The organism is Sphingomonas gei (genome assembly GCF_004792685.1).
In the GTDB taxonomy this organism is placed as follows: Bacteria; Pseudomonadota; Alphaproteobacteria; order Sphingomonadales; family Sphingomonadaceae; genus Sphingomonas; species Sphingomonas gei.
The window spans coordinates 367,667-392,366 of the sequence record NZ_SRXT01000002.1 but is presented as its reverse complement, the minus strand read 5'-3'; the positions used below and the strand labels follow the sequence as shown (position 1 = coordinate 392,366).

The window sequence follows — 24,700 nt, the reverse complement described above, 5'->3', positions numbered from 1 at the left end:
GCAATGGGTATTCTGCACGGGTTCTTCAGAAGGTGACGGCGGCGCCGATCTTGAACTTGCGGCCGCCGAGATAGGTCGCGCGAGTGTAATAGCCGGCGATCAGCTGTTGGACGTCGGGCGTCTCGGTGCCCTTGAGCAAGTCAGACGCCTCGAAATATATCCGGTAGTTGCGGGTCCGGGGGTCGACATAATATTCGGCCCGCAGATCGAGCGTCTGCACGCCCTTTTCATAGACCGAGAGGCCGCGCGGAATGAAATTGTTCAGCGTGCGCGACTGGAAGCTGTAGGCTAGCGTGCCGTCGAAGCCGAACTTGTTGTAGTTCAGCGCGACCGTGCCCGAATGCTCGGGCTGCTGGTTGAACGGCAGGCCGGAGAATTCGTAGAGATTGTCCTCTCCCGCCGGGGCCGAGGCCCAGCTGTAGCGCTGCCAGCGGCTGCTCTTGGTGTAGGTATAGTTGGCGATCACGCCCAGGCCGCTCAGCGCGCCGGGCAGGAAATCGAACTGACGCTCGAACCGGCCTTCCACGCCCCAGATCGTCGCCGCATGCTCGCTGTTGATCGGCGAGCCGCCGTTGATGAAGAAGTTCTGCGGATTTGCCGGATCGAAATAGGGCGGGCCCTGGAAATAAGGGTGGTCGGGCAACGTCACATTGGCGAGGCTGGCCGGGCCGTTGGTCTCGTTGGCCTGGAGCAGGTTGTTGATCCGCTTGTAGAAGCCGCCGAGCTTGATGATGCCGATCTTGTGATAATATTCGACGCTCAGATCGAAATTGTGCGTCGTCGCCTGTTTCAGGTTCGGATTGCCCGAATTGAGCTGGAGGATCGGTTGCACGCCATTCGGGCCGGGGATCGGGATATTGACGAAGGTGATCCGCGTCTGATTCGACAAATTGGTGATCTGCGGCCGCGCGACCGACAGGAAATAGCCGCCGCGAAAGATCAGATTGTCGCTCTGGCGAAAATTGAACAGCACGCGCGGCAGGAAGTCCTCGGACTTCGCCGTCTCGGTCACCAGCTTGCTGAACTGGTTCTGGAAGGCCAAGTCGACGCCGAAGCCGCCGCCGTTCTCCGGCAGGATCGGGCCGATATACGTGGGAAAGAGCAGATTGGAGGCGCGCAGATCGGTGCGGTTGTAGCGCACCCCGCCGACCAGCTCGAGCTTGCCGAACTGCAGGCTGGTCTGGACATAAGCGGCATAATTGTCCTCGCGCGTCCCCTGCTCGTCCTGCCCCGCCACCGGCGCGATCGGCGACAGGATCACCGCCGGATAGTCGCCGATATTGTCGATGAAGTTGATCAGCGTATTCTCGCTCAACGCAGTGAAGTTCGCACCGGTCACGCCGACGCGAGTGAGGTCGGTCGGCGAGAACGGCAGTTTGAGGTCTGCCAGCGATGCGTTTCCGCCGAACTGGGTGCGCGCATTGTCGTTCTTGAACTCGGCCCGTTCATACCGGGCGCCGACCTGGATGTACGTGAGAGGGCCGACGCCAACGTCCCAGCGCAGACTGACATCGCCGGTGTAGCGATCATTGCTGCCGGTGCTGGAGTCGATCTGCCCGGTGCCGACGGTGATCGTGTAGAGCGAGGGATCGTTGATCAATGCCCAGCCGGCATCGGTGAGCAGCGGGATCGGAATGGCATCGCCGCCGCGCCGGCCGAACGGACTGACGATGTAGCCGAGCGATGCATCGGTGGCGCCGGGCTGGAAATAGGCTGCCGTCGCGTCGATGTCAGGCGTGCGCATGTCGAGCGTGCTATTTTTATGGTGCCGTTCGCTGCCGTGCGCATAGCCGGCCAGGTAGACGAAGGTGAGCTTGCCGGCCGTGGTCTTGCCGTTGAAGCTGTAGGTGTCGGTGATCGTCTTGGCGTTCGGATCATAGTGATACGCCTGCTGACGCTGCAGGGCGGCGTTGCCGGACGCCAGGCTGAGGTTCAGCGCGGAGATGGCATCGCCCCCCGGAACGTCCGAATATTCGCTCAGCGCGCCGAAGGTGTCCCGCATGTCATAAGTGGTGCGGTTCGCCTCGGCGTGCTGGAAATCGAACTTCCAGTTGGTATGGTCGGCGACCTGCCACTCGGCCGAGACGGTCGCGGCCAGCGTGGTCTGCTTCACATGGTTGAAGCTGGTCGCCAGCTGGAGGACATAGGCATCGTCATCGCCTGCGACGAAGGGAAAGGTCGCACGCGGATCCAGGCCCTCCGTCGTAGTCAGCGTCGGTGTGCCGTCCGCGGCGTTGGGCAGGAACGCGCCAAAGCGAGTCACCGTGTTGTACGACACGTTGCGCACCGAATTGCGGCGATACTGGACCGAGGCGCTGATGCCGAAATTGTCCTGCGCGCCGAAACGCCCGGCGATCGTGCCCGAGGCGAGCACGTCCTTGCTGAAATCCTTCCCGCTCAGCCCACCCTCGAGCTGGAAATTGGCATAGCGACGCGGACGATTGAGCGGCGACAGCGTCTCGATCTCGATCAGCCCGCCGGTGCCGGCGCTGTCCTGGCTGGGGAGCAGGCTCTTGCTGATCGTGATCTTGCTGACCGAATCCGCGAGCAGGTTGCTGAGATCCGCCGAACGGCCGGTGCCGTTGCCCACCGGCAGCTGGAGGCCGTTGAGCTTGACGCTGTTCATGTCCGGATCGAGCCCGCGGACGATGACGTTGGTGCCGTCGCCGGTCACGCTGTCGCGCTGGAACGACACGCCCGCGGTGCGGCGCAGCGCGTCCGAAAAGGTGGTGCCGGTGAAGTTGCCGAGATCGTCGGCGGAGATGACGTCCGAATTGTTCGAGGCGGTGCGCTGGAGGTTGAGCGCATTGGCGCGGGCGCTGCGCGAGCCGTAGACGACGACGTCGGGCGCGGTCTCGGCAGTATCGCCCATGGCGAGCTCGACTGCGGCATGGCCGTCAGCGGCGACGTTGATGGTGCGCGTGACGGTTGGATAGCCGAGGAACGAGACCTCGAGCGTATAGCTGCCAGCCGGAACGCTCACGAAGCGAAAATTGCCGAGATCATCGGCCTTGGTGGTCTGACCGGTTTCGACGATGCGGACCAGTGCGCCGGCGATGTTGCGCGTGCCGTCGGCCTCGGCGACGTGGCCCTGGATGGCGCCAGCGGCTCCACTGGTGCTCTGGGACTGGGGGCGGTTGACGATATAGGAGCCGCCGCTGGTGACGCTGAGCGTCAGCCCCGATCCGGCGAGCAATTGGCGATAGGCGGCGGTGGCGCCGAACTCCCCGCGCAGCGCCAGGGCGGTCTTGCCGCGAACCGCGTCATCCGAGAAGACGATGTTGGAGCCGGTGCGGCCGGCGACCGCGCGGAGCGACTTCTCGAGCGGCTGCGCAGGCAGATCGAACGCATAACTTGGCTGCGCGAATGCACTGACCGGCCCGGCGAACGCACATGCCGTTGCGGCCAACGCCGAAAGCGTGACTCTCGATACCATCGATTCCCCCCGTTCGGGCCCGCGAGGTTTGCGACCCCTCAGTTAACCAGACGATGCTGCAATGCAAAACCGACACGGCCGGGAAACAAAAATGTCACTGCACGCGGACTCAGCGCAATAAATGGAGCTCGCGGCCGGCTTTCTGGACACGAAGGCGATACAAGGCCGCCACGGCATTGGCGAATTCGGCGGTGTCGTTGGTTGCGAACACCCCCGATATGCGCAGGCCAGCCAGCCGCGGATCGTCGACCGTGACGCGCGGTCCGCCGTAGCGATTGAGCTCGGCAACCGCGGACGAAAGCGGCGTATCGTTGAACACGGCCTGCCCGCGACGCCACGCCGTGGCCGCCTCGATCGGCGGCTGGTCGATCACCGATGGCGCGCTCGCGGGCACCGTGAGCCGCTCTCCGGGCGCCAGCAAGGTGGGCTGAACTGCGGCTTTGGTCACGTCGCTGACCGAGACCTTGCCTTGGATCAGCGTCACGATCACGCCGCTGGCATCGCGGCGGACGATGAAGCTGGTGCCGATCGCCTTGACCAATTTGTCGCCCGCGCGGACGACGAACGGGCGGCTCGGATTGGGCGCGACTTCGAACATCGCCTCTCCGCGCTCGAGCGTCACCCGGCGGACATCCTTCTCATAGGAGACATCGACTTCGCTGTCGGTGTTGAGCGCGATCCGGCTGCCGTCCTCGAGCGTCGCGATCTTCTGCTCACCGACTCTCGTCGCATAGTCGATCGGACGCGTCAGCAGCCACCAGCCGCCGCCCGCACCGAGCACGATCAGCAGCGAAGCCGCCATCGCGAACCCGGCGGCGCGGCCACGGGTGCGGCGGATCGGAAGCGAAGCAGGCGCCTGCGTGGACACCCCGGAGCAGAGCATCGCGCCCGGGATCATCGCCCAGATTTCGGTAGCGCGTTCGAATGCCTCCTGATGCGCAAGATCGGCGTGGAGCCACGCCTTGAACGCGCTTTCGGTGGCCTCGCTGCGCCCCTCTGCCTGCAGCCGTGCGAGCCAGGCTGCCGCGTCGGCATCGACTTCGGCGCGAAAGAGCGGGGTCGGCATCACCATTCCGCCATCCACTTCATCAACTGAAGCGTCGCGCGGGCAACCTGCTTTTCGACTGCGGCGACCGACATGTCCTCCGAAGCGGCGATCTCGGCATAGCTCATATCCTCGAGCCGGCGCTTGAGCAGGATGCGCCGCGTCCGTTCAGGCAGCGTCGCCAGCCCCTCCGCGGCATGGCGCAGACGCGCCTGCTGCTCGACGATCTGCGAAGGATCGGGGGTCGCATCGGCGATCGCATGGAAATCGTCGATATCGACGAACGGCGAGCGCGCACGGCGGCGGCTGCGGTCGATCGACAGGTTTACCGCGGCAGTGACGAGCAACGCCTCGCGCGAGCGCGCAGCATGCGTGCGCTCATATTGCTCGACCTTCAGGAAGGCATCCTGCACCAATTCGTCCGCATCCTCTTCCGAGACCCCGTGCCGAAGCACCGCCCGTCTGGCTCTGGCCAGCATCTCAGCTAGGCTCGGCATCGGCTTTCCGGATCTCCATTCAGTCCTAAGACGCGCGGGATGCGGGAATCGGACATGCTTCGTGAATCGGCCGTCCGTCTTCCCAAAATGAAAGAGGCCGCCGGGCCCCATCAGGGTGCCCGGCGACCTCCGACATGGTCAGCGGCCGGAGAGTTCCAGCTCGGGAGACCATGCGGGCCGCTTCGCGAAGGGCGATGCGCGTTGACTAGAGGAGAATACCTCCCGCGCATCTACGGACGGAGGGCTTCCGTCCGCGCCTTCAACTCAGCGGCGCGTCTCCCGAACGAACTGAACCGACCCCATTGCTGAACCATGAGACATCGGATCACCTCCTTTCGCTAGTTGAAGAACGAGCGTGACTTGCGGCCACGGAGGAATCTTGAATCATTGCGAGTCGCAGAACAAGTCTTGTTTTACGAGAAAGATAGTGCGATTCTCAAAGGTCTGTGGTTCGCCCGACGCGCTCAGCCGCGACAATCCTCTGCCACCCGCAGGATCTCGGCCCAGGCAGGCGCCACCAGAATCGGCATGCCGCCACCCTCGATGACGAAGCGTCCGCGGCTGTAGCCCATCGCATCGACCAGCGCGTCGCGCACACCGAGCTCCGCGCTCGCACCGGTCGTGGCGGCAGTGACGGCGAGCGTCCGGGCCTGGCTGGTGGTGCGCACGATGAGGGTCGGCGCCGATAGCTGTCCGCGCCTGGACAGCAGGATGCGGCTGCGGGAACGGTCGCAGCGGAGCGTCAGCTCGGGGGCCTGGCCGGGCAACCCGAATGTGGCGACGCTGCCCTGCCCTTCCGGCCGCCAGCTCCAATTGCCGGGGGTCGGCGGCCAGTCGCGCCAGTCCGCGCTTCTCGGCGGCGGGGCGGGCGCCGGAGTCGGCGCGGGAGCGGGCACCGCGACCGGCGGGGCGGGCCGCGGCGGAGGCTGGCTGGGCGCCACGCAGCCGGCAACCAGAGTCGCGATGGATAGGCTGGCGAACACGGACAGAAGACGCATGCCGCCTTATGCGGGAAGTCCCCCGCCGCCTCAACCTTGGATCAGGCGGCCGCCCGCTGGCGCGCGATGACTCGCTCGACATGGGGGTAGAGCACTTGCTCCTCGCGCGCGATCCGCTCGGCGAGATCGGCCATCAGGATTCGCGTCTCGGCGCGGAACCGCTCCCATTCGTGCGCGATCCGGCCGACCGGCCAGGCGGCCATGTAATTGGCGAATGCCGGGCCGAGCAAGCCGTGCTCCTGGCGATAGGACCAGGCGAGGTCGGTCGCGACCGCGTCGCCCGAAGAGAGCAGCCGATCATAGACCAACTGGTCTTCGCGGCTGCAATGGTCGCGCAGCGCCTGCGCCATCTGCCAGCGCATCACCGCGACCGCGGCGGCATCCGGCACGCTCGCGGAGACGATCTGGAGCAATCGCGCAGCCTGAGCCTCGAGGGCTCGATGTTCCGCGCAAAGCCCTTCGATCACGCACTCGCCTCCATCTGGAGTCTACTCAAGCACGTTCATTATAGAACAGTCAGTCCGTAGAGTCACGACTACGTATGGTTACGCGATTCTATCTATTTGATATTCTTGAATTTCTAACGTAAATCAATTCCGCCGCGCGCCGCCCATCCGCGTCTTGCTCTGCTTGCCGTAGCGCGTCTTGCGCGTGCCCGGCTTGCCTTCGTTGCTGCGACCCATGATCGGCGCCTTGTGCTCGCCAGGCGGCAGCCCGAGTTCCTCGGCCTCGAGCCCGCGGATCTCGTCGCGCAGCCTGCCCGCCTCCTCGAATTCAAGATTGGCGGCGGCGTCGCGCATCTTCTTTTCGAGCTCTTCGATATAGCCGCGCAGATTGTGGCCGACCATGTGCGGGCGATCGGCATCGATCTCGACGGTGACGCCGTCCTTGTTCGAGACGTGCGCGATGATGTCGCCGATGCTGCGCTTGATCGTCTCGGGGGTGATGCCGTGTTCGAGATTATAGGCGTGCTGCTTCTCGCGGCGCCGCCCGGTCTCGGCGAGCGCGCGCTCCATGCTGCCGGTGATGCGATCGGCATAAAGGATCACGCGGCCGTCGACGTTGCGCGCGGCGCGGCCGATCGTCTGGATCAGCGAGGTCTCCGAGCGCAGAAAGCCTTCCTTGTCGGCATCGAGAATCGCGACCAGCCCGCATTCGGGAATGTCGAGCCCCTCGCGCAGCAGATTGATGCCGATCAGCACGTCGTAAACGCCCATGCGCAGGTCGCGGATCAGCTCGATCCGCTCCAATGTCTCGGTGTCCGAGTGCATGTAGCGGACCTTCAGTCCCGCCTCGTGCATGTACTCGGTGAGATCCTCGGCCATGCGCTTGGTCAGCGTGGTGACCAAAGTGCGATAGCCGAGCGCCGTGGTCTTCTTGCACTCCTGGATCAGGTCCTGGACCTGTTCCTCGACCGGCTTGATCTCGACCGGCGGGTCGATCAGTCCGGTCGGGCGGATCACCTGCTCGACGAACACGCCGCCCGATTGCTCCATCTCCCACCCGCCCGGAGTCGCCGAGACATAAGTGGTCTGCGGGCGCATCGCGTCCCATTCGTTGAAGCGCAAAGGCCGGTTGTCGATCGCCGAGGGCAACCGGAAGCCATATTCGGCCAGCGTGATTTTCCGCTTGTGATCGCCGCGCGACATGCCGTTGATCTGGCCGATCGTCTGGTGGCTCTCGTCGACGAACAGCAACGCGTTCTCGGGCAGATATTCGAACAAGGTGGGCGGCGGCTCGCCGGGCAACCGGCCGGTGAGGAAGCGGCTGTAATTCTCGATGCCGGCGCAGGAGCCGGTCGCCGCGATCATCTCGAGATCGAAATTGGTGCGCTGCTCGAGCCTTTGGTGCTCGATCAATTTGCCTTCGGCCTCGAGCTCCTTGAGCCGCTCGGTCAGCTCGTGCTTGATCGCCCCCATCGCCTGCTTCATCGTCGGGCCGGGCGTGACATAGTGCGAATTGGCGAACACGCGAACATAGTCCAAATTCGCCACCTTGCTGCCGGTGAGCGGGTCGAACTCGGTGATCTCCTCGATATCGTCGCCGAAGAACGAGATGCGCCAGGCGCTGTCCTCATAATGCGACGGGAAGATTTCGAGGCTGTCGCCGCGCACCCTGAAATTGCCGCGGGCGAACGCCTGGTCGTTGCGCTTGTACTGGAGCGCGACGAGCTTGCGGATGATCTCGCGCTGGTCGGCGACCTGGCCCTTCTTCAAGTCGAAGATCATCGCCGAATAGGTCTCGACCGAGCCGATGCCGTAGAGGCACGACACCGAGGCGACGATGATCACGTCGTCGCGCTCGAGCAGCGACCGGGTGGCGGAATGCCGCATCCGGTCGATCGCCTCGTTCACCGAGCTTTCCTTCTCGATGTACGTGTCCGAGCGGGCGACATAGGCTTCGGGCTGGTAATAATCGTAATAGCTGACGAAATATTCGACGGCGTTTTCGGGGAAGAAGCTCTTGAACTCGCCGTAGAGCTGCGCGGCGAGGATCTTGTTGGGGGCAAGGATCAGCGCCGGGCGCTGGAGCTCCTCGATGACCTTGGCCATCGTATAGGTCTTGCCCGATCCGGTGACGCCGAGCAGCACCTGATCGCGCTCGCCATTCCTGGCCTGCTCGACCAGTTCGGGGATCGCGAAGCGCTGATCGCCCGAGGGCTGATAGTCGCTGACCAGCTTGAACGCCCGGCCACCCTCGAGCTTGTCGGGGCGATTGGGGCGGTGCGGGACGAAGGACTGGCCGGTATCGGGCTCGTCGAGAGTGGTGCGGATCTGGATGACCATGGTGGGAATATGGTGCCTCTATCGGGGGACGCAATTAGTTGACTGGTTGACTCCGGTTGACTCGAAAGCGTGTTTTTAGCGGGACACAGGAGGGAAGGTGCCGGCGACGCGGCGGCGAAGCGGCAGGTACGCGGCACCGGCGCGACACAGACGCCACACCTATGCGCCACGCACGCGCCAGCCACGCGCCGGTTTCGCGCCTCGCACGCGGCGGCAAAGCTACGGCAGCGAGTGCGGCATAGTGAGAAAAGATTCTCCACGTTGCTCATTGATAGAACAAAAGCAGATCAAATCCTATTTTACCAGCAATTTGATGCCGCGTGAGATGACAGCAAATGGGTGATGGGGTGGAAAACGGAATGGCCGCTTTGCGGCGGTTTGAGTAAGCGGATATTCGCTGTCGCGCCTTAGGACGTCCGCTACTCGCCCTAATTTGGGTCGTCGAGCGCTCGCGCCGTTGAACCAGGAAGCTGCCATCTGAAGCTGCGTCAATGCAGCTCTCACCTCGATACCGCCTGGCTGACCATCGTAATACAAGCTTTACGTTCTTATCATTACGGCAACAGAATGAATGTACCTTGGTCCCCTCAAGCGATTCCGCCCGCCCGGTGTTGGCATGATCGACTGGACGCTCTGACTGTTTGGACGACGGCGCTATCGCGCCCACAGGCACGCATCGTGACCGCCGCAGCTGTCGTCATCGCCGGCCTCGCCGATTGTGCGACCGGGAATGCCCTGTGGTTCGGCCCGATGTACCTGCTGATCGTCTGCATGCCGGCCTGGACCTTGGGGTGGCGCGAGGCCGCGCTGACCAGCGCCGCGTGCGTGGCGGTATCGCTTGGGGCGAACGGGCTGGAGGCTTATCCGCTCGGTCACACTGCAATCGCTTGGAACATCGCCATGCGGATCTTGGCGGTGACGATCATCATCGTACTGATGTCCGGCACGCGCCGCTCGTACGATCGCGAATGGCATCGCGCGCGCAGCGATCCATTAACTGGGCTCGTCAACGAGCAGGCCTTCTACGACAACGCCGGTGCGGCTGCGAGGCATCGGGCGTGGGGCATACTCGCCTATGTCGACCTCGACGGCTTCAAGCAGATCAACGACCGCCACGGCCATGCCGCGGGGGACGAAGCACTACAGGCCTTCGCGAGCGGGGTCCGTGATTTGATTCGATCGAGCGACGTGTTCGCCCGGATTGGGGGCGACGAATTCCTGTTGTTCCTGCCGGTCGACAGCGAAGCCGAAGGCTACCGGCTCGCCAAGACACTGCATCTGCAGATGAACTGTATGCAGACGCCGTTCGCGCTGGGCTGCAGCATCGGCGCCCTGGTGTTAAACCTGAGCGAAACCGGTGTCGACAAAGCCCATATCGGCGTTGCCGATCGATTGATGTACGAGGCCAAGAACGAGGGCGGTGCCATCTGGATTCGCACTGCTGGCGCGTCGGAAGTCGGCGGCTGGAGGGCGCCCGGCAGCGGCCAGGGATTACCACGACAAAGCGGCCTGTCCGCAGTCGGCCCAGTACGCGCCGTGGGGTGTGGCCCGAACGGGGCGTCCGGTTGCGGCGAGTGGCTGATTGCCGCTGAATGCCTGCATTTGGGGCGGAAGCCGGCCCTTTGCCAACCTCAAGCCTTGCTCCTGCGAAGAGATGAGCTTGGGGGTAGGGAAGGGCTGGACAACCCTGGGCTCTGCCTTCGCAGGAGCGCCTGAACGGAGCGATTAAACGTTGATCGTCTATACCAAATCCGGTTACCGCCCGGATTGCCAAGCGCTGCCAATTCGGCTTTTGGGAGCGGAGAACCGGTAGGGAATCCCACATGCGCGCCATCGTCGTCCTCGGAGCAGCCGCCCTCGCCCTCTCCGCGTGCCAATCCGCCGCGGAGAAGCACGCCGCCGAGACCGGCGAGATCGAGGTCACCGATGCATCCACCGATCAGGTTTCGAAGCTGATCAAGGCCGCCGCGCCGAAGACCGCGGTCAGGCCCGGCTTGTGGAAGGCCGAGTTGCGTATCGAATCGGTCGATACCGGCCCGGACAGCGACAATGCGCGGCAGCTTGCGCTGGCCAAGCGGCTCGAGCGCGACGCGACCGAGTGCAAGACCGCCGAGCAATTGAAGCCGTTCGACATCGAAAAGCTCGAAAGCGCCGCGGGCAAATGCACCTTCATCCGCTATGTCGCGAAGGGCGGGAAAGTCGACGCCAAGATCCAGTGCAGCAAGCCCGATGCGCCCGCGACTGCGATCCTGATCAACGGCACCACTTCGGCGACCGGCTTCGACGTGGCGATCGACAATCTGACCGGCGCAGCGGGCCAGCCCGGCTATTCGCGGGTGCGGATGCGCTCGACCGGGGCGCGGGTCGGCGAATGCCCGGCGCAGGCCAAGGGCTGAGCCCCGCGGCTCAGCGCTCCACCCCCCGGCGATAGGCGATGCGCCACATCACCCCGCCGATCGCCGCGGCGATGCCGGCGAGGATCGCGCTCGACGCGAGCGCGCTCAGCCAGCGGTACAGCAGGGTGCGGGCGTCCATCGCGGGCATGTCGAGCACGCCGAAGCCATAGGTCTGCGCGCCGACGAAGATCAGCATCGCGGTCATCGCGCCGACCGCGGCGGCGTGCCATGCGCGGCGCAGCCCGGCGATATGGAGAGTGAGCCAGATCGGGCCGCCCACTGCGGTGATCCCGATCGCCGAGAACAGGCTGCCGATCAGCCAGCCGCCGAGCAGGCTGAGCGGATCGCGCTGGCCACCGAGCAGCAGCAGCGCGAAGATGATTCCGCCGGCGAGCGCGCTGCCCGCGCCGAGCGCCAGCCCGGTACGGTCGATCGTCGTCTCGTATCGGCGCGGCGCGCGCATCGCGCGGCGGTTGATCTGTTCCAGAGCCCCTCTCCTGCGCATCAGATACGCCGGTCCGGGCGGAGCCTCAAGCCGCTCAGCGGAACGCGTCGAACCGGCCGGCGCGCGCGCAGGCTTCGACTCGTGCCATATCGGGGCGCGACGGCGATCCGCCGAGCGCGGGCACGTCGAACGGGACGCCGATCACCACCGGTGCAAAGCGCGCCGGGTCGCTGCCGGCGCAGGCCTGCATCGCGGCGAGCATTCGCGGCGGGGTGGCATAGCCTTCGCGCGACAGCCGGAAGGTGCCCCAATGGATCGGCAATGCGAACGGCCGGCCGAGCCCGTCCCACACGCGCAGCGCATCCCGCGGGCCGATATGACTGCCGCTGCCCATCTGATCCTCTTCGAAGCGGAACGCGCCGATCGGGATCGCGGCGAAGCGGATCGGGCCGAGCGCGGCGGCCTCTGCGGGCCATTTGCCGTCGCCCAGACCGGTATCGCCCGAGAAGAAGAGGTTGCCGCCGGGGAGCTGGACGACGAAGCTCGACCAGAGCGCACGGTTGCGGTCGCTGAACCATCGGCTGTCCCAGTGATGGTTGCGGGTGACATGCACCATCGCCGGCGTGACCGGCGTTTTCGGCGCCTCTCCGCTCCACGGATTGTCGAAGCGGGTCGCCCCGGTCGATTCGCCCCAGTCCAGCGCCTCGACGCCGGGACAATCGCCGCAATCGGTCTGGTCGTGCCGCCCCGGAATGCCTGCGGCGCGGAGCGGCGCATCGTTGCCGAGGCCGGTCACGATGATCGGCTTGTCCCGATCCCAGAGCCGCTTGAGCGTGGTTAGGTCCATGTGATCATAGTGATTGTGGCTGACGAGGACGATGTCGATCTTCGGCAGGTCCTCGAAGCGCACGCCGGGTTCGGCGACGCGGCTGGGGCCGAATCCGAACGGCCCGGCGCTTTCGCTCCACACCGGATCGGTGAGGATGTTGAGGCCGTTGGTCTGGATCAGCACGCTGGCATGCCCGATCCAGGTGACGCGCATTGCGTTCCCGTCGACGCGCGCGCTTGGCCTGGACGGGTGGATCGCGACTCGATCGGGCCAGGCCGGCTGAGTCGAATCGCCGAAGATCCGCTGCGCGATCAGGCGCAGGCGACTGCTTCCCGCGGGCAGACGATCGTCGTCGTCGTCGGGATTGAAGAAATGCGCGCCGTCGAAATGCGCGGTCACGGGTCCGCGATAATAGATGCGGTCGAGGAAGCGCGGCAGCGCGGTGAGGCCGAGGCAGAGGATCACGACTGCCCAGAGCAAGGCGGCGAGGAGGAGCTTGAGCGGGCGCATTTGCCCCTATCGCGGCGCCTCGGGACGCAATCAAGCTTGATCGGCGGCGCCACCCTCCCCTAACCGACGGGCATGACATCCGCGCTGCCCCGGACCGAGGAAGAAGCCGCCGCCGAGCTGGCGCGGCTTGCCGAGCAAATCGCCTATCACAACCGGCGCTACCATGCCGACGACGCCCCCGAGATCAGCGACGCCGCGTTCGACGCGCTGATGCAGCGCAACGCCGCGATCGAAGCCGAATATCCCGCGCTGGTCCGCGCCGATTCGCCGTCGCGCAAGGTCGGTGCCGCGCCTGCGGGGCATCTGTCGAAAGTGGCGCATGCCCGGCCGATGTTCAGCCTGGACAACGGCTTTGCCGACGCGGATGTGACCGACTTTCTCGGCCGCGTCCGTCGCTTTCTCAATTTGGCCGAGGATGCCGCGATCGCGCTGACCGCCGAGCCCAAGATCGACGGGCTGTCCTGCTCATTGCGCTATGAGCGCGGCACGCTGGTCCAGGCGCTGACTCGCGGCGACGGCCAGGTCGGCGAGGACGTCACCGCCAATGCCCGCACGATCGGCAGCGACGTTCCCCACGCAATCGCCGGCGCGCCCGACATCTTCGAAGTGCGCGGCGAGATCTACATGGCCAAGGCGGACTTCACGGCGCTCAACGCGAGACTGCTCGCCGAGGCCGAGGCCGCAGGCAAGGAAGCGCGCCAGTTCGCCAATCCGCGCAACGCCGCCGCGGGATCGCTGCGCCAGAAGGATGCGAGCATCACGGCATCGCGGCCGCTGCGCTTCCTCGCCTGGGGCTGGGGCGAGACCAGCGACCTGCCGGGCGAGACGCAGACCGAAGTGATCGCCGCGATCCGCACCATGGGGTTTCCGGTGTCGGATCTGTTCGCCGGTCCGCTCGATCTGGCTGCGGCGCTGGCGCAATATCGAATGATCGAGGCGCAGCGCGCCGATCTGCCGTTCGATATCGACGGCGTCGTCTACAAGATCGACCGGCTCGACTGGCAAGCGCGGCTCGGCTTTGTCGGGCGCGCGCCGCGCTGGGGGCTGGCGCACAAATTCCCCGCCGAGCGCGCGCAGACGACGCTTCGCGCGATCGACATCCAGGTCGGGCGGACCGGCAAATTGACTCCGGTCGCGCGGCTCGAGCCGGTGACGGTGGGCGGGGTCGTGGTCACCAACGCGACCTTGCACAATGCCGACGAGATCGCGCGGCTGGGCGTGCGCCCCGGCGACCGGGTGATGCTCCAGCGCGCCGGCGACGTGATCCCGCAGATCGTCGAGAACCTCACGATCGACGAGGACCGGCCGGCTTATGCCTTTCCCGACCATTGCCCGCGTTGCGGCTCGGAAGCGGTCGCCGAGGAAGGCGAAGTCGATGTCCGCTGCACCGGCGGGCTGATCTGCCCGGCGCAGCGGCTGGAGCGCCTCAAGCATTTCGTCAGCCGCGGCGCGCTCGACATCGAGGGGCTCGGCGAGAAGACCCTGGTCGAATTTCTCGACCTCGGCTGGATCGCCGAGCCCGCGGACATCTTCCGCCTCGCCGCGCACCGCGACGCGCTGCTCGGGCGCGAAGGCTGGCAAGAGAAGTCCGTCGACGCACTGCTCGCCGCGATCGAGGCCAAACGCGCGCCCGATGCGGCCCGGCTGCTGTTCGGGCTGGGCATTCGCCACATCGGGGCGATCACCGCGCGCGACCTGCTCAAGCGTTACACCACGCTCGACGCGCTCAAGGCGCTCGCCGACGAAGTCATCGCGCTGCGCGACGGGGCTCCGGCGGTCATCGGCGAGAGCGACGCCAAGCACCGCGCGCGGCTCGACAAGGCCGTCGCCGAGCATATCGGAGTCGAGAATGTCGGCGGCGCCGTCGGCCAGGCACTCGCCGACTTCTTCCACGAGCCCCACAATCGCGCCGTGTGGGACGATCTCCTGGCCGAGGTCGCGCCGCCGCCGTTCGTAGTCGAGACGCGCGAGTCCGAAGTGTCGGGCAAGACGCTCGTCTTTACCGGCAGCATGGAGACGCTGAGCCGCGACGAGGCGAAGGCACAGGCCGAATCGCTCGGTGCGCGAGTCGCCGGATCGGTATCGGCGAAGACCGATCTGGTGATCGCCGGGCCGGGCGCGGGATCGAAGCTCAAAAAGGCGGCCGAACTCGAAATCCGGGTGATCAGCGAGGCGGAATGGGCGGAGATCGTCGCTACCGCCAAGTGACCTTTTTGCAACGCAACAAATGAATCAACTGTTACCAACAGCTTGCACAGCCGCTCCCCGTTGACTGTCATCGAGTCGACATAAATGAATTCCAAGGGCGGCGCGACGGTGAACGACACCGCGCGTGTATTCGTGCACCAGGGCACTCCGAAAGGGACTTCTAAAATGCGCACCAAGCTCTTCGCTGGCGTGGCAGCTGCCGCGCTGATGATTCCTGCCGCCGCGAGCGCGCAGGAAACCACCTCGAGCATCCGCGGTACCGTGGTTTCCGAAGGCACCGCAGTCGGTGGCGCGACGGTGACCATCACCGATACCGCGACGGGGCAGCGCACCAATGCGACCACCGATGCGAACGGCAGCTTCAATGCCGGCGGCCTCCGTCCGGGCGGCCCCTATTCGGTCGAAGTGCAGAGCAGCGCGGGCAACGTCACCGTCACCGACATCTACACCGTCGTCGGCCAGCCTTATGACGTGCCGATCGAGATCGCCGCGTCGAGCGATTCGGCCGAGATCGTCGTCACCGCTTCGTCGCTTGCCGGTGCCGGTAGCACCTCGACCGGTCCGCAGACGCTGCTGCGCCGCGAGGACATCGCCGCAGTCGCTTCGGTCAACCGCGACATCCGCGACCTGATGCGCCGCGATCCGTTCGCGCGCATCGAGGACACGTCGTCGGGCGGCCGCTCGATCTCGTTCGCCGGCGTCAATCCGCGCTACAACCGCTTCTCGATCGACGGCGTCGTCGTCAGCGACAATTTCGGCCTCAACCCCGACGCCAACCCGACCCGCCGCGGCCCGGTGCCGATCGATTCGATCGCGCAGTTCACCGTCTCGCTCGCTCCGGTCGACATCCGCCAGGGCAACTTCCTCGGCGGCGCGGTGGACGCGGTTCTGCTGCAGGGTACCAACGAGTTCCACGGCACCGGCTTCTACTCGCAGAACAACGATTCGCTCTCGGGCACCAAGATCGGCAGCACGACGATCCCGCTCGACTATAAGAGCGAGACCTATGGCGCGACGATCTCGGGCCCGATCATCAAGGACAAATTGTTCTTCATGCTCTCGGCCGAGCGCAACGTGCAGGGCAACCCGCTCCAGCCGTTCTCGGGCATTCCGGGCAGCAGCACCGCCACCGCCACCGCGGTCGCGGCGGCCGCGCAGAGCGTCTATGGCTATGACGCCGGTGGCATTCTCGACATCTCGCAGGAGAAGGACGAGAAGATCGTCGGCAAGCTGACCTGGCAGATCACTGACGGGCAGCGCCTGTCGCTTTCGTACATCAACGCCTATGACACGATCGATATCCTCGGCAACGTCAGCACCAACGCTTCGACTCCGAGTTTCGGCCTGCAATCGAACAGCTACAGCAACACCGAGCTGCTCCGCGCGGGCATCCTCCAGCTGAACTCGGACTGGAGCGACAATTTCTCGACCGAGGCGCGCTTCCTCTACAAGAGCTATGAGCGCGGCCGGCTTCCCGGCGGCGAGGGCGGCTTCGCCCAGTTCCGCGTGTGCGGCGACGCGACCAACGATTCGGCGGTGGGCTCGCCGGCCAACACCACCAACGACCAGCCGACCACCTGCGGCACCAACAATCCGTTCTACTCGCTCGGCGTCGAGAACTCGACCCAGGCGAACCAGTTCTACACCGACACCTATGGCGGCTCGGTCCAGGCGCGGTGGAGCCAGGGTGCGCATGACCTGCGCCTGCTCGCCGAGATGAACGAAGTGCGGATCTTCAACGTGTTCCTGCAAAACACGCTGGGCAATTATTACTTCGACTCGCTCGCGGACTTCAACAACCGCCTCGCCAGCCAGGTGACCTACCAGAACACCGCGACCGGCGATCAGAACCAGGCGGCAGCCGACTTCAAGTACCGCCAGTACACTTTCGGCCTGCAGGACGACATCGCGGTCACCGATCGCCTGAACGTCAATATCGGCCTGCGCTACGACTTGTTCGACGCCGATACGCCGGTGCCGCTCAACCCGGGCTTCACCAGCCGCTACGGCTTCTCGAATACCCACACGATCGCCGGCAAGGGCCTGTTCCAGCCGCGCATCGGCGCCGACTGGAAGCCGATCGACGACTTCAAGCTCCGCGGCAGCGTCGGCATCTTCGGCGGCGGCACCCCCGACGTCTATCTGTCGAACAGCTATTCGAATGCCGGTGCCGGCGTCGGTGGCGTGGCGATCAACTCGGTGACCGTCCAGCGCTGCGTGATCAGCGCGAACTGCACCACGGGATATCAGATCAATGGCGCCAACGTCGCGGCAGCGACCGCGCTGCCGCTGCTGAGCAACGTCTCGGGCACTTCGATCCCGGCGGGGCTGCAGGCGCAGATCCCCAACACCGGCGCCAACGGTCTTGCCAATATCAACGCGCTCGACCCCGATTTCGAAGTGCCCAATGTCTGGAAGGCGACCCTGTCGGCCGACTGGACGCCGCGCAACTTCCTCGGCGGCGGCTGGCGCTTCGGTGCGGACTATTATTTCAGCCGTACCAATGCATCGGTGTTCTTCACCGACATCCGCTCGATCCCGATCGGGACGCTGCCTGACGGCCGCACTCGCTACGGCCCGCTGGTCGGCACCAACACCAACACCGACATCCTGCTGACCAATTCGTCCAAGGGCCGCAGCCACATCGGCGTCATCCGCGTCGACAAGCATTTCGACTTCGGCCTCGACCTGAACTTCAACTACTCGCAGCAGGACGTGAAGGATCAGGCCCCGGCGACGTCGTCGACCGCGGGTTCGAACTATGGCAACGGCGCATTCGTCGACGGCCGCGGCGCCGCCTACGGCACTGCGAATGACCAGGTCGCCTGGTCGTTCAAGTACGGCGTCGGCTTCAACCACGCCTTCTACGGTGACTATAAGACCCGCATCCAGCTGTTCGGCGAAACCCAGGCGGGCCGTCCGTACAGCTACACGATGGAAGATGCCGGCTCGGCGACCCGCAGCGCGGTGTTCGGCGTCACCGGGCGTGACGATCGCTTCCTGCTCTATGTGCCGACCAGCGGCACCGATCCGATCGTGAGCTACGACACCGCAGCGACCCAGGCATCGCTCGAGAACCTCGTCGCGAACAGCAACCTGAAGAACTATCGCGGCAAGATCGCGCCGCGCAACGTCGCCCGCTCGCGCGCCTACACGCGCATGGACGTGCATCTCGAGCAGGAAATCCCGACCTTCATCGGCAAGTCGCGCATCGCCTTGTTCGCCGATATCGAGAACCTGCCGAACCTGATCAACAAGGATTGGGGCGGCTTCCGCCAGGCGCTGTTCCCTTATGTCGAGGACGCGGTTCGCGTGCAGTGCCTCTCGGCGCCGATCGCTACCGGCACCACGCCGGGCGCGGCAGTGATCAACAGCTCGTCGGCGCAGCCCTGCGCGCAGTATCGCTACTCGAGCTTCATCCAGCCGAACGCGAGCACGATCGAAGTGCGCCGTTCGCTCTATCTGATCCGGGTGGGCGCTCGCTTCTCGTTCTGATCGCGATTTCGCAAGAACAGAAAAGGGCGTCGGCTTCGGCCGGCGCCCGTTTCGTTTGTGATCGGCTTGGCCAGCTTCCGTTCGTGCGAACGGATGTTGGACAGTTGGCCCGATCAGTCCGGGATCGCGGAAACCTCCAGGATCTCGATCGACTCGGGCCGGCCGTTGAAATCGACCCGCTCGCCTGCCTCCGCGCCGAGCAGGACGTTCGCCAGCGGTGCCGAGAATGCGAGCCGGTCGGCATGCGGATCGGCTTCGTCATTGCCGACCACGTCGATCACGCGCTCCTTGCCCGCCAGCCGGATTCGCACGCGCGAGCCGATCCCGACCACGCCGTCCTCGGGCGGCGGCGCGATCTCGGCGGTGGTCCGCCGGGTGTTCCAGTAGCGCAGCTCGCGCTTGAGCACTTCGCGCGGCTCCTCCGCCGCCTCGGCGGCGATCGCGCCTTCGAGCTCGGTCACTTTCGCTTCGATCAGCGCGAGCCCGCGCGCAGTCACCAGATTGGGACCCGAGGCGAGCGGGATCTCGAACTTCGGCTCCTTATGTTCCTCGTCGCTGTCGCGGCGGAAGGCGACGCTCATCGTTGCGGCAAATCCTCTAGCGTGGATGATTCCTTCCAAAGATCGATCGCGCCTTCGGTTGCATACGTATCGATTTCGGCGAGTTCTTCGGAACTGAAAGCAAGATTGTTCACGGCGTCGAGCGAATTGTCGAGCTGCTCCACGGTGCGCGCGCCGACCAGCGCCGAAGTGACGCGCGGATCGCGCAGCACCCAGGCGATCGCCATCTGCGCGAGCGTCTGGCCGCGGCGCCCGGCGATTACGTTGAGCGCGCGGATGCGGGCGATGTTCGCGTCCGACAGCAGCCCCTGGCTCAGCGACCCGCTCCTGGCGGCGCGGGCATCGGCGGGGACGCCGTTCAGATATTTGGACGACAGCATCCCCTGTGCGAGCGGCGAAAAGGCGATGCAGCCGGTGCCGAGATCGCCGAGCGTGTCGAGCAGTTCGTCTTCGATCCAGCGATTGAGCATCGAGTAGCTCGGCTGGTGGATGAGCAGGGGCACCTTATAGTCCGCCAGGATCGCCGCCGCCTGGCGCGTCAGCTCGGGCGAATAGGACGAAATGCCGACATAGAGCGCCTTGCCCTGGCGGTGGAGGTGCGCGAGCGCGCCCATCGTCTCCTCGAGCGGCGTCTTCGGATCGACGCGGTGCGAATAGAAGATGTCGACATAATCGACTCCCATCCGCTCGAGGCTTTGGTCGCAGGAAGCGATCAGATATTTGCGCGATCCGCCGACATCGCCGTACGGGCCCGGCCACATGTCCCAGCCGGCCTTGGTCGAAATCACCAATTCGTCGCGATGCTGCGCGAAATCGGCCGCGAGGACGCGCCCGAAATTCTCTTCGGCGGAACCGTAAGGCGGGCCGTAATTATTGGCGAGATCGAAATGGGTGACGCCGCGGTCGAACGCCCGGCGCAGCATCGCGCGGCCGGTCTCGAACACATCGGTCCCGCCGAAATTCTGCCAGAGCCCGAGGCTGATCGCCGGCAGATCGAGCCCGCTCCGCCCACAACGGCGATAGGGCATGCGCCCGTCGTAACGGGCGGGATCGGCGGTCCAGGGCTGCGGATAGGACATGCGTGGGGAAACTCCGGCAAATAGAGAGAGCGAGGCTGTAGCCGATCGCGCGGCGCGACGCAGCCCGGCTGTCGAACGTCCTATAATGGCTATTGGCACCGCCGTGCCAGCGAAGGATATCACCGCAATGCCATGCTTGGCGCTCGTCATGATCGTACGGAACGAGGCGCGCTGCATTGCGCGCTGCCTCGACAGCGTGCGCGGCCATGTCGACGCGATGATCGTGCTCGACACCGGATCTACCGACGACACCGTCGCGATTGCCGAAGCATGCGGCGCGACGGTTCATCACTTCGACTGGTGCGACGACTTCGCGGCGGCACGCAACGCGGCGCTCGACTATTCGGACGCCGACTGGAACTTGATCCTCGACGCCGACGAGTGGCTCGAAGGCGATGTCGGTGCGCTCGGCCGCGCGACGCTGCCCCCCGCCCCCGCGCCGGCGCGCTTCATCGGCTGCGTCAGGATCGTGAACCGGACGGCGTCGGACCAGCCGGTGGCGCGGAAATTCGTCCCGCGGATCCTGCCCCGCGGCGTACGCTACGAGGGGCGGATCCACGAGCAGCCGGTGTCGCCGCTGCCGATGAAGGTGTTGCCGCTCGCGGTGCGCCATGACGGTTTCGACGGCGCTCAGCTCGCGCGCAAGGCGGGGCGCAACGAGGCACTGCTGCGCGCCGAGCTCGACGCCGATCCCGGCGATTCCTATTTCTGGTTCCAGCTCGGGCGCGAGCATCTCGTGCGCGGCAAGCCCGATGAAGCCGCCGACGCGCTGATGACCGCGCACCGCACCGGCACGCCCGATTCGGCATGGCGCCAAGGCGTTGTGGTCGCCGCGTTGCAGGCACTCAAGCGCGCCGAACGGTTCGACGAGGCGCTGGCCTTTGCCGATGCCGAGCACGCGCATTGGCAGCGCTCGCCCGACTTCTTCTTCGCCGTCGCCGACCTCTATCTCGAACATGCCAGCCGCAATCCGGGAATCGCGATGGTGGAGCTGCTCCCGATCGTCGAAGGGGCGTGGAAGCGTTGCCTCGAGATCGGCGAGCGGCCCGATCTGGACGGATCGGTCGAGGGCTGCGGCAGCCATCTCGCCGCGCAGAATCTCGCAATGCTCTACGAGACTTTGGGCATCGACGACGAGGCACAATCCTATGCGGCGATGGCGGCCGAGATGCGCGAACGGCTGGCGGCGTAGACCCCTCGTCATCCCGGCGAAGGCCGGGATCCAGGGCCGCAAGGGCCACCTGCCTGACTCTGGATCCCGGCTTTCGCCGGGATGACGATTCAAGCTGCTGTGCTCAACTCTAAACCGTGAAGCTCTCGCCGCAGCCGCAGCTGCCCTTGGCATTGGGGTTTTCGAAGGTGAACCCCGCGGCGAAATCGTCCTCGACCCAGTCCATCGTCGATCCGACCAGGTAGAGCACCGAGGCACCGTCGACGAAGAAGGTGCCGCCGGGAGTCTCGATCCGCTCGTCGAACGGCGCGGCCTCGCCGACATAATCGACCGAATAGGCCAGCCCCGAGCAACCGCGGCGCGGGGTCGACAGCTTGACGCCGACAGTACCGTCGGGCGCCTTGGCCATCAACTCGGCGATGCGGGCATGCGCGCGCTCGGTGAGGTTGAGCGCGGCGGGGCGTTGGCGAACGGTGGCCATCACAGCATCCCCAGTTCGAGCTTGGCGTCGTCGGTCATCTTCTGCGGGTCCCAGGGCGGATCCCAGACCAGATTGACTTCGGCATGGCCGATCCCCGGCACCGAACCGACGCGCAATTCGACTTCGCCGGGCATCGATTCGGCGACCGGGCAATGCGGCGTGGTCAGCGTCATCTGAACTGCGGCATGGCCGTCGGCGCTGATGTCGACGCCGTAGATCAGCCCGAGATCGTAGATGTTCACCGGGATCTCCGGATCGTAGATCTCCTTGAGCGCAGTGATCACCGCTTCATAGAGTTCGCCGCCGGGCTCACCCGCCGGATGCGCCTCGGGCTTTTGCGTCAGGAAGCCGGTGAGATAGTCGCGCTTGCGCTCGAACGTCTCGGTGACGTCCTCAACGCGCGCCTTGGGCGGCGCGGCGACGGCGTCGACTTCTTCCACTGCGATCCTGCGTTCCTCGTTCACCCGAAAATCCTCGTCACGCGTTCGATACCCTTGACCAATGCGGCGATGTCGCCGGCATGATTGTACACTCCGAAGCTCGCCCGCGCGGTCGCCGGCACGCCCAATGCGTCCATCAGCGGCTGCGCGCAGTGATGCCCGGCGCGGATCGCGACATTGCCTTCGTCCAAGATGGTGGCGACATCGTGCGGATGCACCCCCCCGACGGCAAAACTGACGATCCCGGCGCTGTCGTCCGGACCGAACAGCCGGACGCTGTTGATCTGCGACAGTGCATCGCGTGCCTGGGTTACCAGCGCGGTCTCGTGGGCGTGGATCCGCGCGAGCCCGATACCGTCGACATAGTCGATCGCGGCATGCAGCCCGACCACGCCGACGATGTGCGGCGTCCCCGCCTCGAAGCGGCCCGGCGGCGGGGCATAGGTAGTCCTGGCGAAGGTGACGCGATCGATCATCGAGCCGCCGCCCTGATATGGCGGCATCGCTTCGAGCAGTTCGGAGCGCCCCCACAGCACGCCGATACCGGTGGGGCCGTAGAGCTTGTGGCCCGAGAAGACGTAGAAGTCGCAGCCGATCTCCGCGACGTCGACCGGCAGCCGCGGCACTGCCTGGCAGCCATCGAGCAGGATCCTGGCGCCGACCGAATGCGCGATCTGGCAGGCCCGCTTCGCGTCGAGCACCGCGCCGAGAACGTTCGAGACGTGGGCGAGCGCGACCAATTTGTGCGCAGGCGTGATCATCGCCGCCATCGCGTCGAGATCGATGCGGTGGTCGGGGGTGAGCGGGATCACGTCGATTTCGGCGCCGACCTTCCCGGCGACCATCTGCCACGGCACGATGTTCGAATGATGCTCGAGCGTGGAGAGCAGGATGCGGTCGCCGGCCTCGAGCTGTGTACCCGCCCAGCATGTCGCGACGAGGTTGATCCCCTCGGTCGCGCCGCGGACGAAGATCGTCTCCCCGGGCTTGCCGCCGATGAACGCCGCCACGCGCTCGCGCGCGGCCTCGAACGCCAGCGTCATGTCGGCGCTGCGCTGATATACGCCGCGATGGACGGTGGCATAGGTCTCGCCATAACCGCGCGCGATCGCGTCGAGCACGGGGCGCGGCTTTTGCGAGGTGGCGGCGGTGTCGAGATAGGCCCAGCCGGGGGGGATCGCGGGGAAGTCGGCGAGCAGGTCGAGGGGACGCGTGGCGGTTGCGACTGTCATAGCCCCTTCTCCAGCCACCGCTCGGCATCGGCTTCGAACGCCGCCCGCACCGCTTCCTCGCCGATCCGCGACACCGCGTCGGCCACGAAGGCGCGCGTCAGCAGCGCCTTGGCGCGCGCCTCGGGAACGCCGCGGCTTTGCAGGTAGAACAATGCGCCGCGATCGAGCTCGCCGACCGTCGCGCCGTGCGCGCATTTGACGTCGTCGGCGAAGATCTCGAGCTCGGGCTTGAGGTTCACCGTCGCGCCGCGATCTAGCAGCAGCCCGCGCAGCGATTGCCCGCCGTCGGTTTGCTGCGCGCCGCGCGCGACTTCGACGCGTGCCGCGAGGCTCACCACCGAGCGGTTCGCCGCGACCGCGCGCCACAATTGCCGAGAGGTGCCTTCGATCGCCTCGTGCCGCACGCTGACCGCAGCTTCCTGCTTCTGGGTGCCCGAGGTGAGCAGCGCCCCACCCATCTCGGCAAAGCCACCCTTTCCGATGAGCGTCAGCGCGCCGTCGATTCGGCTGCCCATGCCACCGGCGCCGAGGAATACCGAAACGAGGCTCGCGGCCTCGCCGATCTCGGCCTCGTCGCGGATCGAGACGAAGCCGTCCGGCTGCAACAGCCGGACCGAGCGCATCAGCCGCGCGCCATGGGCCAGCGTCATCTGGGTGATGCGGTTGGCCCAGCCCGATCCGGCATAGGTCTCGACCACCGACGCGACTGCATCTTCGGCAAGCATGATCCGCGCGGGCACATGGCTTTCGCCGCCCGAGCCGAGATGGACGATCTGGATGCCGGTGACCGCGGCCCCTGTGTCGAGCGTCAGCGCCCAGCCCTCGCCCTCGGCCATGCTGCCGAGCGGGTGCGGGGTCTCGGGTGCGAAGCGCGCGATCGTTACCGGGCCGGGTCGGCTATGCGCAGGCTCGAACATGCCATCGACGAACAGGAGGCGGGGACCTTCCATGTCGAGGAACAGATCGGCAGGCTTGATGCCGAAATCGCGCGGCTCGGCGTCCGCCGCGGCACGCAGCGCGCCCATGTCGGCCCAACGCCATTCCTCCAGGCGTGGAGTGGGGAGCTGGTGCGTGCTGATCATCAAATCCTCC

General features: G+C 65.8%; 19 protein-coding genes. 5 read left to right on the top strand and 14 right to left on the bottom strand.

Going from position 1 to position 24,700, the window contains the following annotated elements:
• Nucleotides 1-25: 25 nt before the first annotated feature.
• The 6 genes from E5A73_RS05835 to uvrB all read right to left on the bottom strand — a co-directional run bounded on the left by E5A73_RS05835 (nt 26) and on the right by uvrB (nt 8,762).
• Nucleotides 26-3,436 carry a TonB-dependent receptor gene (locus E5A73_RS05835; protein ID WP_135962855.1) on the bottom strand — a complete coding sequence of 1,137 codons (3,411 nt, stop codon included), beginning with the start codon at nt 3,434-3,436 and terminating at the stop codon, nt 26-28.
• 109 nt (nt 3,437-3,545) lie between these two features.
• On the bottom strand, nt 3,546-4,502 hold the full coding sequence (locus E5A73_RS05830) for a FecR family protein (RefSeq protein ID WP_168355826.1): 957 nt from the start codon (nt 4,500-4,502) through the stop codon (nt 3,546-3,548).
• The gene (locus E5A73_RS05825; protein WP_135962853.1) at nt 4,502-4,978 is read right to left on the bottom strand and encodes an RNA polymerase sigma factor; all 477 of its coding nucleotides are present in this window, start codon (nt 4,976-4,978) and stop codon (nt 4,502-4,504) included. Before E5A73_RS05825 ends, E5A73_RS05830 begins: the two co-directional genes overlap by 1 nt.
• Nucleotides 4,979-5,442: 464 nt before the next feature.
• A complete protein-coding gene (locus E5A73_RS05820; protein ID WP_135962852.1) occupies nt 5,443-5,976 on the bottom strand; it encodes a hypothetical protein in 534 nt (177 codons plus the stop codon).
• 41 nt (nt 5,977-6,017) lie between these two features.
• Nucleotides 6,018-6,443, bottom strand: a complete 426-nt coding sequence (locus tag E5A73_RS05815; protein ID WP_135962851.1) for a hemerythrin domain-containing protein — start codon at nt 6,441-6,443, stop codon at nt 6,018-6,020.
• Between the two features lie 123 nt (nt 6,444-6,566).
• Nucleotides 6,567-8,762: an excinuclease ABC subunit UvrB gene (gene uvrB / locus E5A73_RS05810; protein ID WP_135962850.1), complete on the bottom strand. Its 2,196-nt coding sequence runs from the start codon at nt 8,760-8,762 to the stop codon at nt 6,567-6,569.
• A 678-nt stretch (nt 8,763-9,440) separates the two neighbouring features.
• Here uvrB and E5A73_RS05805 point away from each other — a divergent pair.
• Nucleotides 9,441-10,478, top strand: a complete 1,038-nt coding sequence (locus E5A73_RS05805; RefSeq protein ID WP_168355825.1) for a GGDEF domain-containing protein — start codon at nt 9,441-9,443, stop codon at nt 10,476-10,478.
• 107 nt (nt 10,479-10,585) lie between these two features.
• A complete protein-coding gene (locus E5A73_RS05800; protein ID WP_135962848.1) occupies nt 10,586-11,158 on the top strand; it encodes a DUF3617 domain-containing protein in 573 nt (190 codons plus the stop codon).
• Nucleotides 11,159-11,168: 10 nt separating this feature from the next.
• On the opposite strand, the gene E5A73_RS05795 is transcribed toward E5A73_RS05800, so the two are convergent.
• Nucleotides 11,169-11,663, bottom strand: coding sequence for a hypothetical protein (locus E5A73_RS05795; RefSeq protein WP_240700049.1), 495 nt, complete (start codon nt 11,661-11,663; stop codon nt 11,169-11,171).
• Between the two features lie 34 nt (nt 11,664-11,697).
• On the bottom strand, nt 11,698-12,942 hold the full coding sequence (locus E5A73_RS05790) for an MBL fold metallo-hydrolase (RefSeq protein WP_135962847.1): 1,245 nt from the start codon (nt 12,940-12,942) through the stop codon (nt 11,698-11,700).
• A 72-nt stretch (nt 12,943-13,014) separates the two neighbouring features.
• On the opposite strand from E5A73_RS05790, the gene ligA reads away from it, so the two are divergent.
• The gene (ligA, locus tag E5A73_RS05785; protein ID WP_135962846.1) at nt 13,015-15,150 is read left to right on the top strand and encodes an NAD-dependent DNA ligase LigA; all 2,136 of its coding nucleotides are present in this window, start codon (nt 13,015-13,017) and stop codon (nt 15,148-15,150) included.
• A 165-nt stretch (nt 15,151-15,315) separates the two neighbouring features.
• Nucleotides 15,316-18,645 carry a TonB-dependent receptor gene (locus E5A73_RS05780; protein ID WP_135962845.1) on the top strand — a complete coding sequence of 1,110 codons (3,330 nt, stop codon included), beginning with the start codon at nt 15,316-15,318 and terminating at the stop codon, nt 18,643-18,645.
• Nucleotides 18,646-18,758: 113 nt separating this feature from the next.
• On the opposite strand, the gene E5A73_RS05775 is transcribed toward E5A73_RS05780, so the two are convergent.
• Nucleotides 18,759-19,226 (bottom strand): GreA/GreB family elongation factor, encoded by a 468-nt coding sequence (locus E5A73_RS05775; RefSeq protein WP_135962844.1) that lies wholly within the window; start codon nt 19,224-19,226, stop codon nt 18,759-18,761.
• On the bottom strand, nt 19,223-20,284 hold the full coding sequence (mgrA, locus tag E5A73_RS05770) for an L-glyceraldehyde 3-phosphate reductase (protein ID WP_135962843.1): 1,062 nt from the start codon (nt 20,282-20,284) through the stop codon (nt 19,223-19,225). Before mgrA ends, E5A73_RS05775 begins: the two co-directional genes overlap by 4 nt.
• A gap of 148 nt (nt 20,285-20,432) precedes the next feature.
• Here mgrA and E5A73_RS05765 point away from each other — a divergent pair, with 148 nt between their 5' ends.
• Nucleotides 20,433-21,476: a glycosyltransferase family 2 protein gene (locus tag E5A73_RS05765; protein ID WP_240700048.1), complete on the top strand. Its 1,044-nt coding sequence runs from the start codon at nt 20,433-20,435 to the stop codon at nt 21,474-21,476.
• Nucleotides 21,477-21,585: 109 nt separating this feature from the next.
• Here the strand turns inward: E5A73_RS05765 and E5A73_RS05760 are convergent, their stop codons facing one another.
• Genes E5A73_RS05760 through E5A73_RS05745 form a run of 4 tightly spaced genes read right to left on the bottom strand, consistent with a single transcriptional unit; the run spans nt 21,586 to nt 24,690 of the window.
• Complete coding sequence (locus tag E5A73_RS05760) at nt 21,586-21,936, bottom strand: HesB/IscA family protein (RefSeq protein ID WP_135962841.1); 351 nt, start codon at nt 21,934-21,936, stop codon at nt 21,586-21,588.
• On the bottom strand, nt 21,936-22,400 hold the full coding sequence (locus E5A73_RS05755; RefSeq protein ID WP_135962840.1) for an SUF system Fe-S cluster assembly protein: 465 nt from the start codon (nt 22,398-22,400) through the stop codon (nt 21,936-21,938). Before E5A73_RS05755 ends, E5A73_RS05760 begins: the two co-directional genes overlap by 1 nt.
• The gene (locus E5A73_RS05750) at nt 22,397-23,608 is read right to left on the bottom strand and encodes a cysteine desulfurase (protein ID WP_135962839.1); all 1,212 of its coding nucleotides are present in this window, start codon (nt 23,606-23,608) and stop codon (nt 22,397-22,399) included. The genes E5A73_RS05755 and E5A73_RS05750 overlap by 4 nt, the downstream gene beginning before the upstream one ends.
• Nucleotides 23,605-24,690: a SufD family Fe-S cluster assembly protein gene (locus E5A73_RS05745; RefSeq protein ID WP_135962838.1), complete on the bottom strand. Its 1,086-nt coding sequence runs from the start codon at nt 24,688-24,690 to the stop codon at nt 23,605-23,607. The genes E5A73_RS05750 and E5A73_RS05745 overlap by 4 nt, the downstream gene beginning before the upstream one ends.
• Nucleotides 24,691-24,700: the final 10 nt, after the last annotated feature.

Coding starts and splice junctions, on each gene's coding strand:
- E5A73_RS05835 (WP_135962855.1), bottom strand. CDS start 3,436: ATGGTATCGAGAGTCACGCTTTCGGCGTTGGCCGCAACGGCATGTGCG.
- E5A73_RS05830 (WP_168355826.1), bottom strand. CDS start 4,502: ATGCCGACCCCGCTCTTTCGCGCCGAAGTCGATGCCGACGCGGCAGCC.
- E5A73_RS05825 (WP_135962853.1), bottom strand. CDS start 4,978: ATGCCGAGCCTAGCTGAGATGCTGGCCAGAGCCAGACGGGCGGTGCTT.
- E5A73_RS05820 (WP_135962852.1), bottom strand. CDS start 5,976: ATGCGTCTTCTGTCCGTGTTCGCCAGCCTATCCATCGCGACTCTGGTT.
- uvrB (WP_135962850.1), bottom strand. CDS start 8,762: ATGGTCATCCAGATCCGCACCACTCTCGACGAGCCCGATACCGGCCAG.
- E5A73_RS05800 (WP_135962848.1), top strand. CDS start 10,586: ATGCGCGCCATCGTCGTCCTCGGAGCAGCCGCCCTCGCCCTCTCCGCG.
- E5A73_RS05795 (WP_240700049.1), bottom strand. CDS start 11,663: ATGCGCAGGAGAGGGGCTCTGGAACAGATCAACCGCCGCGCGATGCGC.
- E5A73_RS05790 (WP_135962847.1), bottom strand. CDS start 12,942: ATGCGCCCGCTCAAGCTCCTCCTCGCCGCCTTGCTCTGGGCAGTCGTG.
- ligA (WP_135962846.1), top strand. CDS start 13,015: ATGACATCCGCGCTGCCCCGGACCGAGGAAGAAGCCGCCGCCGAGCTG.
- E5A73_RS05780 (WP_135962845.1), top strand. CDS start 15,316: ATGCGCACCAAGCTCTTCGCTGGCGTGGCAGCTGCCGCGCTGATGATT.
- E5A73_RS05775 (WP_135962844.1), bottom strand. CDS start 19,226: ATGAGCGTCGCCTTCCGCCGCGACAGCGACGAGGAACATAAGGAGCCG.
- mgrA (WP_135962843.1), bottom strand. CDS start 20,284: ATGTCCTATCCGCAGCCCTGGACCGCCGATCCCGCCCGTTACGACGGG.
- E5A73_RS05765 (WP_240700048.1), top strand. CDS start 20,433: ATGATCGTACGGAACGAGGCGCGCTGCATTGCGCGCTGCCTCGACAGC.
- E5A73_RS05760 (WP_135962841.1), bottom strand. CDS start 21,936: ATGGCCACCGTTCGCCAACGCCCCGCCGCGCTCAACCTCACCGAGCGC.
- E5A73_RS05750 (WP_135962839.1), bottom strand. CDS start 23,608: ATGACAGTCGCAACCGCCACGCGTCCCCTCGACCTGCTCGCCGACTTC.
- E5A73_RS05745 (WP_135962838.1), bottom strand. CDS start 24,690: ATGATCAGCACGCACCAGCTCCCCACTCCACGCCTGGAGGAATGGCGT.